At 66.9% G+C, this 7,590-nt stretch carries 9 protein-coding genes; 4 read left to right on the top strand and 5 right to left on the bottom strand.

The features are described 5' to 3' along the window. Positions 1-398: 398 nt before the first annotated feature. Positions 399-2,213, bottom strand: a complete 1,815-nt coding sequence (ptsP, locus tag ACAH41_RS03605) for a phosphoenolpyruvate--protein phosphotransferase (protein ID WP_325648117.1) — start codon at positions 2,211-2,213, stop codon at positions 399-401. A gap of 133 nt (positions 2,214-2,346) precedes the next feature. Here ptsP and ACAH41_RS03600 point away from each other — a divergent pair, with 133 nt between their 5' ends. After that, positions 2,347-3,207 (top strand): GNAT family N-acyltransferase, encoded by an 861-nt coding sequence (locus ACAH41_RS03600; RefSeq protein ID WP_325648116.1) that lies wholly within the window; start codon positions 2,347-2,349, stop codon positions 3,205-3,207. 55 nt (positions 3,208-3,262) lie between these two features. Here ACAH41_RS03600 and ACAH41_RS03595 read toward each other — a convergent pair whose 3' ends face one another. From ACAH41_RS03595 to ACAH41_RS03585, 3 genes are all read right to left on the bottom strand, one after another. Further along, positions 3,263-3,532: an HPr family phosphocarrier protein gene (locus tag ACAH41_RS03595; protein WP_325648115.1), complete on the bottom strand. Its 270-nt coding sequence runs from the start codon at positions 3,530-3,532 to the stop codon at positions 3,263-3,265. Beyond that, entirely contained in the window at positions 3,501-3,950 is a 450-nt protein-coding gene (locus ACAH41_RS03590) for a PTS fructose transporter subunit IIA (RefSeq protein WP_325648114.1), read from the bottom strand. The genes ACAH41_RS03595 and ACAH41_RS03590 overlap by 32 nt, the downstream gene beginning before the upstream one ends. Positions 3,951-4,116: 166 nt before the next feature. After that, positions 4,117-4,635: a hypothetical protein gene (locus tag ACAH41_RS03585; RefSeq protein ID WP_325648113.1), complete on the bottom strand. Its 519-nt coding sequence runs from the start codon at positions 4,633-4,635 to the stop codon at positions 4,117-4,119. Positions 4,636-4,761: 126 nt separating this feature from the next. Here ACAH41_RS03585 and ACAH41_RS03580 point away from each other — a divergent pair, with 126 nt between their 5' ends. After that, positions 4,762-5,898: a hypothetical protein gene (locus ACAH41_RS03580; protein ID WP_370538174.1), complete on the top strand. Its 1,137-nt coding sequence runs from the start codon at positions 4,762-4,764 to the stop codon at positions 5,896-5,898. A 24-nt stretch (positions 5,899-5,922) separates the two neighbouring features. On the opposite strand, the gene ACAH41_RS03575 is transcribed toward ACAH41_RS03580, so the two are convergent. Continuing rightward, a complete protein-coding gene (locus tag ACAH41_RS03575) occupies positions 5,923-6,603 on the bottom strand; it encodes a DUF4197 domain-containing protein (RefSeq protein WP_370538173.1) in 681 nt (226 codons plus the stop codon). 15 nt (positions 6,604-6,618) lie between these two features. On the opposite strand from ACAH41_RS03575, the gene ACAH41_RS03570 reads away from it, so the two are divergent. Beyond that, a complete protein-coding gene (locus ACAH41_RS03570; protein ID WP_325648111.1) occupies positions 6,619-7,131 on the top strand; it encodes a TlpA disulfide reductase family protein in 513 nt (170 codons plus the stop codon). Between the two features lie 38 nt (positions 7,132-7,169). Further along, the gene (locus tag ACAH41_RS03565; protein WP_325648110.1) at positions 7,170-7,481 is read left to right on the top strand and encodes a hypothetical protein; all 312 of its coding nucleotides are present in this window, start codon (positions 7,170-7,172) and stop codon (positions 7,479-7,481) included. The last annotated feature ends 109 nt before the right edge of the window (positions 7,482-7,590 follow it).

Below are 7,590 nucleotides of genomic sequence, written 5' to 3'. Positions count from 1 at the left end.
TGAGTTCGATCTTGAATTTGCTCAAAGAATTGAAGTGAACTTCACTTCCATGAGCGTTTAAAGTCCAAGAGACTTGGCACCTTGCGGCACCAGCACTCGACTCCAACGCCCACGCTTATCGGCTGTTACTTGTTAAAGAGCTATGATCTTTCGATCAACTCGCTGCATTTGCTTTATTTGCGCCAGCAGCGAAGAGATGGGATCTTAGAACCTGTCGAATTCGTCGTCAAGACTTATTCTTCATTTTCTTTTTCGACTCAAGTTTCGCGCCCTGAAGACAAACAAAACTTGTTTTGGGCCAAAGGACCGAAAACCAGCCGAAAGATCAAATCTCGTCACCGCTAGCCACCACCTCAAACCCACCGAAGTTAGTTCTTAGTTGCGAGCAGCGAAGCCTTCTACTGTAGCACCGTTCTAGGACCGGACGCAAGCCTGTCTGCGGCGGCTTTTGAAGAAGTACGCATCGCGGCCTCGCAGACCTGCTGTGGCGAGTCGGCATCCAGCACAACTGGCAGCACGAGCTGCAGGGTGCGCGCATCGGCGCGCAGCACACGCTGCTTGATGCTGCTGATCTGCGCTGGATGCATCGAAAAGCTGCGCAGCCCCATGGCGAGCAGCAGCTCGGTGAAGGCAGGGTCGCCCGCCATCTCGCCGCACACGCTGACGCCTTTGCCCATCGCATTGGCCTGGGCAATGGTCTGCGCGATCAGGCGCAGCACCGCCGGATGCCAAGGGTCATAGAGGTGGGCGACCGCCTCGTCGGCGCGGTCGATGGCCAGTGTGTACTGGATCAGGTCATTGGTGCCGATGGACACAAAATCGAAGGTGCGAAGCAGGCTGGGAAGGATCAGCACTGCCGCCGGCACTTCCACCATCGCGCCCAGCGTCACCTCCCCAATCGCCTGGCCCCGCGCATTCACTTCCTCGCGTGCCCTGTCCATCCATTGCTTGACCGCATGCACCTCGGACAGGTGCGCGACCATCGGAATCAAGATGCGCACCGGACCGAACGCACTCGCCCGCAAGATGGCCCGCAACTGTTCTGAAAACATGTCCGGCTCGGACAGGCTCCAGCGGATCGCCCGCAGCCCCAGCGCCGGATTCAACATGTGATCGTGGCGCGGCTCCTGGGAGGACGCTCGGTCCAGCGGCTTGTCAGCGCCCACGTCCACCGTGCGGATCGTCACCGGCATGCCGCCCATTGCCAGCACCACGGCCTTGTAGGCCTCGAACTGCTCATCCTCGTCCGGCAGCCGCCCAGCGCGGTTCATGAACAGGAACTCGCTGCGGAACAGGCCCACGCCAACCGCGCCTGCTTCCAGCGCTGCCGCGGCATCCCGCGGCAGCTCGATGTTGGCCAATAGCTCGACCGTCTGCCCGTCCAGCGTGACCGCCAGCGTGTGGCGCAGCCGGCTCAGGCGCGCCCGCTCCAGTTCGACCTGGCGTTGGCGGAAGCGGTATTCCTCCAGCACCATCGGCGGCGGGTTGACGATCAGGATGCCGGCATCGCCGTCGATGATCACCCAGTCATCCTGCCGCACGATGCGGCTGGCCTCGCGCGCGCCAACCACCGCCGGGATGTCCATGCTGCGCGCGACGATGGCCGTGTGCGAGGTGCGCCCGCCCACGTCGGTGACAAAGCCGGTGAACACGCTGCGCTTGAACTGCAGCATGTCGGCCGGCGCAATGTCGTTGGCCACCAGCACCAGCGGATCTTCACCCGCGAAGTCCCGCGCGCCCGCATTGGCCAGCGCCCCCGGCGACAGCCCGGTGCCGCGGGTCAGCGCCTTCAGCAGCCGCTCGCCCACCTGCTCCACGTCCGCCTTGCGCTCGCGCAGATAGTCGTCCTCCATTTCGTCGAACTGCCGCGTCAGCACCTCCAGCTGCGCCGACAGCGCCCATTCGGCGTTGTAGTGCCGGGTGGCGATCCACGGCTGGGCCGACTCCACCAGCATCGGGTCCTGCAGCATCATCAAGTGCACATCCAGCAGCGCCACCAATTCGGCATGCGCTTCCTCGGGCACCTCCTGCTTGAGGGCCATCAACTCGGCGGACACCTCCGTGCGTGCATCGCGCAAGCGTTCGTACTCGCGCTCGGCGTCAGCCGGGTCGATGAAGTAATGGGCCACATCGACCCGACTGGACGCCACCAGCACGGCGCGCCCGATGGCGACACCGCGAGACACGGGCAGACCAAAAACCTGGATGCTCATGCGAACCAATGTAGCAGCCAGCCGTGCCTGACGCAGTGAGGGAAAACGGGCGTCATCGACTGGTCATGCATGCGTCACGCGCGGGTCATCGCCTCTGGCGAGCATCACCATCATGACCACGGAGATGCCCCCGATGAGAGAGCTGCCGACCCCCACCCTGCCGCTGATCGGCATGCTGCCGCTGCGCGCCCGCCGAACCGCCACGCCTGCCGCCCAGCCCGCCGTGGCCACGGCGCAGCCGGCCGCAATGGCGGACGCACCCTACACCGTCAGCTGGGCCCGTCATCAGGACGAGGTGCGCGAGGCGCAGCGCCTGCGCCACCAGGTCTTCGCTGGCGAGATGGGCGCCCGCCTGCAGCCACCGGCCGGCACGCCTGTCGGGCTGGACGTGGACCTGTTCGATGATTTCTGCGAACACCTGCTGGTGCGCAGCCTGCCCGAAGGCGACCAGCCTGGCCAGGTCGTTGGCACCTACCGAGTGCTGACGCCAGGCGCCGCGCGCCGCGCCGGTGGTTATTACAGCGACACCGAGTTCGACCTGACCCGCCTGCGCCCGATGCGCGAGCGCATGGCCGAGCTCGGCCGCTCCTGCGTGCATGCCGACCACCGCGCTGGCGGCGTGATCCTGGCGCTTTGGGGCGCACTCGCGGCCTTCATGGACCGCAACGGCCTGGACACCATGGTCGGCTGCGCCAGCATCAGCATGCGTGACGGCGGCCATGCGGCCGCGAGCCTGTGGCAACGCCTGAGCCAAACCCACATGGTCGGCCTGGAATACCAGGTGCGCCCGCGCCTGGCCTTGCCGGTGCAGGAACTGAACCGCACGCTGGACATCGAGGCCCCGCCGCTGATCAAGGGCTACCTGCGCTGCGGCGCCAAGGTGCTGGGTGCACCGGCCTGGGACCCGGACTTCAACACCGCCGACCTGCCGATGCTGATGCGCCTGCAGGACCTGCCCAGCCGCTACCGCCGCCACTTCCTCGGCGCGCTCTGAAGCCAAGCCGGCAAGCCTGGCTGGCCACGGCCGGCCCTCACGGCCGGCTGATTCTTTACTGACCTTCGCCGAACTTGTCGGCGATCAGCGCCGCAATGGCGGTGGATGCCGCCTGCTCGTCGGCGCCTTCGGTTTCGAGCTCCACCTCTGCACCCAGCCCCGCGGCCAGCATCATCACGCCCATGATGCTCTTGGCATTGACCCGCCGACCATTGCGGCTCATGAACACCTCACACTGGAAGCCACTGGCCAGCTTGGTCAGCTTGGCCGAGGCGCGGGCGTGCAGGCCCAGCTTATTGCTGATGGTGAGCGTGGTCTTGATCATGCAGTCGTGAAGATTGGGGCTGGTTCTGGGGTCGCTGCGCGGCCACCTGCATCACGCCCTGGGTGCCGCCCGCCACCGCGCGGGTGACCAGCGAATCCACCGGCTCGCGCAGGTAACTCAAGGCGCGCCACATCATCGGCACGTTGACACCGGTGACCAGGCGGACCTCGTTGCCGTCTGCCAAGCGCTGCGCCACGTTGCAAGGCGTGGCGCCAAAAACATCGGTCAGGATCAGCGCTTGCGGGTCTCGCACACTGGCCAGCGCCTCGCGAGCCGCCTGCTCGACCTGCTCGACAGGCCAATCCGGCGGCACGTCCAGCGCCGCCAGCCCGGTCAGGCCGTCGGGATAGACATGCGCGGCCACACCATACAACGCCGACGCCAACGGCGCATGGGCAATGATCAGGAGACCGGGCATTGAGGTGATCCAAAGCAACTGAAACAGCGCCCGGCACCGGACGCGAGACCGGCAGAAGCCGGCCGGCTGGACCAGGCGCCTGCCGCGCAGAGGCGGCCATTATCAACAAAGCGCCCGGGCCTGCCCTGCCCCGCGCATCGGTGCGGTCTTTTGCTGACGAGCGGGCTCAAGGCGCAAAGCGCAAGCCCTCAGTGAAGGCCTGCGTGGCCTCAGTCGACAGCGGCCGGCGCGCCAGCACCGTCGCCTGCACCACCCAGGTCCCATGCGCCGCCAACGCCAGCTGGGCATGCACGGTTTCGCCAGCCGGCGTCTTGCCCAACAGCGGCCAGCGGCCGGCCGCCGGCTGCGGCGTTGCGCCGCTCGGCTGCCAGCCTGGCGCCGAGGCTGCCGCAGCTGCCGCAGCTGCCGCCAACCCCAGGTTGCGCTCGAACGCCGCGTGCAACGCCAGCAGCGCCGGGCCAACGCGCGCCGGCTCGCCCACGTCCGCAGCGCTGATCGCAAAGGTCTGGCCGTCGGCCTCGCAGACCTGCATCTGCAGGGTGACCGGCGCGCCAGCTAGCGGCAGCGTGCGTTCGTGATGATCGGGCCGACAGGGCAGCACGAACTGCAGGCCGGCATCGGCCACGCGGCCTTCGCGCCAATCCAACGCCGGCGCGCAAGCACCCAGCGGCAGCAAGCCGCTCATCGCCAAGCCAGCGCCAACCGTGAACAAAGTCCGCTTCCGCGGCGTCGCATCCCTCATTCGTAGGAATGTAAGCGCTTGGCAAGCGTCCACCCAGGGGCGCACACTGCCCCGCTCCCTTCCTAGACCATGGCCACGATGAACAATCCGCTGCCCGGCGGCTTGCACCTCGCCGCGACGAACCTCCTCCCAGAAGCCCAGGCCGCAGCCTTGCCGTCGCACTGGCTGCAAGTCATCGACGAGATGGGCAGCGAAGTCGGGCAGACGCTGTCGGACGCGCTCGAACGGGTGAACCAGCTGACCAGCACCGGCCGCATCGACCGCAATGGCCTGCAGCAGCTGACCGAAGAAATCGGCCGCGCGCGTCGCCTGGGCATGGTCGGCCAGCAGCTTTCGCGCATCGCCTCCGGCAGCGTGAACCAGAGCGCCGAGGAAGTGAACCTGACGCAGACGCTGCGCGAGTTGCTGCAGCAACACGGCCCCGCCGCCAACGCCGCCGGCATCGAGCTGCGTCCCGCCATGCAGCCCGCCTCGGTGCTGGCCGATGCCAGCCTGCTGCACGCGCTGCTGCAAGCCATGCTGGACTGGGCGCTGCCGCACGCACAGAGCCACATTGAATGCCGGCTGGAACTGCTGCCCTGGCCGCCCAACGCCTGCCTGCGCTGCCACTTCCCGCTGCGCCGGCCCGGTCCGCCCAACGGCCTGGCCTGGCGCCTGGTCGAACAGATCGCCTGGGCGCTGGAGCTGCGCATCGAGCGGATCGACAGCCCCGGCAGCTGCACGCTGCTGCTGGAGTTCACTCACACGCTGCAAGCCGCCGCGCCGGACGTCAGCGTTTCAGCGACCGATCCGGATCCGCTGTCCTCCGGCTTCGGCCCCTCGCTGGACTCCAAGCCGCTGGCCGGCAGCCACTTGCTGGTGCTCGCCGGCCGGCGCGACCTGCGCTCGGACATCCGCGAAGCCGTGCGTCACATGGGCCTGGTGCTGGACTTTGTCAGTTCGGTCGAAGAGGCCGAGCGCTTTTGCCGCGAAACGCTGCCGCACGGCATCATTTGCGAATCCGTGCTCGCGGGCCAACGCTTCGCCCGTCTGCGCGAACTCCTGGCCGCAGAGCAGCCTGACTTCGTCTGCATCGAAATCGCCGAAGAAGGCGACCACTGCCAGCTGTCAACCGACAGCGCCCAGCGCCAGGCCCAGATCGGCCGCCACGGCGTGCTGAACTACCTGCCTTCGGCGCTGATCTTCGAGTTGACGCGCAACAGCTGAGCCAGCGCGACGCTGGAAGCCGGGCTAGCCGAAGACTTTTTGCAGGATGGCGCTTCCCGTGCCAACCGGGTCCCGCCGGATCTTCTTTTCCTCTTCGCCAATCATCAGGTACAGCCCGTCCAGCGCCTTGCGCGTCACGTAGGCCTGCACATTGGCGTCTTCCTTCTTCACCAGGCCAAAGCCCATCGCCTGGCCGGCAACCGCGTTGTACTTGCTGGCCAGCGACACCTTTTCGGTCGCCTGCGTGACGATGGGCAGGAACTTCTCGCCCAGCGGCTGGCGCGTCTTGGTGGCGAAGAAGTCGGTGACCGAGGTGTCGCCACCGCGCACGATCTTCATCCCGTCCTGCACCGACATGCTTTTCACCGCCGCCACCAGCAGCTCGCGAGCCTGCGGCACTGCCGCCTCGGCCGCGCGATTCATCGCGGTGATCAACTCGTCCACCCTCTTCTGCTGGCCCGAGAGCTTCAGCAACTGGGCTGCGTCGTTCAGGATGCCGGGCAGCGGAATGCGCACCTTCGGGTTGCCGAGGAAGCCATCGGTCTGGCCCAGCAGGCCGACCGCAGCCTCTGCGCCGCGCTGCAGCGCGGTCTTCACGCCCAGCGAAGCATCGGCCTCGCTGAGGAAAGCCGCCTCGGCGACGCGGGCGCCACCCATGCCGGCCAGCAACATGCCGGCCGTCGCCGTAAACTCTCTGCGCTTCATACGAAGGTTCTCCCCATGGACAGACGCCACCATCTTGCTCTGAGCGCCAGCCTGCTGGCAACGCTGCCGTTCAGTGGCCTGCTCGCCGGCTGCGCGGCACGCGAAAGCGCGCCTGACGTGCATTACACCTTGCTGGACGGCCGCCAGGCCAATCTGTCCGGCCAGCGCGGCAAGGTGATGCTGGTGAACTTCTGGGCCACCAGCTGCACGACCTGCGTGCACGAGATGCCCAACATCGTCGCCACGCACGAGAAGTTCAAGGGCCAGGCCTTCGACACGCTGGCCGTGGCCATGAGCTACGACCCGCCGATGTACGTGGACAACTTCGCCAAGTCGCGCCAGCTGCCATTCAACGTGGCGATCGACAACACCGGCGCCATCGCCCAGCAGTTCGGCAAGGTCCAGCTCACGCCGACCACCTTCCTGATCGACAAGCAGAGCCGCATCGTCAAGAAGTTTGTCGGCGAACCCGACTTCGCCTCGCTGCACCAGCTGATTGGCGAACTGATCGCAGAAAAGAGCGCCTGACGCCACGCCGCCTGCGCCGTGCAGGCACAATGCCGCCCGTGCGCAAGATCTGGTCTTCCCTGTGGCTCTCGCTGTTCCTGCTGATCGCTCAGCAGGGCGCGGTGCTGCACGAGATCAGCCACCTCGCCACCTCGCAGCCGTCTGCCGGCCAGACCGGCAAGGCGCATGTTGCGGGCAGCGCCTGCGACGACTGCCTGGCCTTCGCGCAAGTTGCCAGCTTTGTCGCGACCTCGGTCCCGTCGCTGCAACTGCCGCCCGCCACGCATGCGTGGCTCGCCTCGCTGAGCTTCCGGGCCCGCGACGCCGACGTCCCCGCGCACAGCGCCCGGGACCCTCCGAACCTCCTCTGATCGCTTGCTGACGCCCGGCCCGGTGCCGGACGTTGTCTGCACCTGCGCGCGCTGGCCGTCCACTCCTGTTCCCAGGGGCCGCCCGGCGCTGTGCAGCCGTGCACATCAC

Origin of the sequence: Ideonella sp., from assembly GCF_041287625.1 — a bacterium.
Lineage (GTDB): Bacteria > Pseudomonadota > Gammaproteobacteria > Burkholderiales > Burkholderiaceae_C > Ideonella.
Note: the sequence above shows the minus strand (reverse complement) of the source record. Positions and strands in the feature narration are given on the sequence as shown.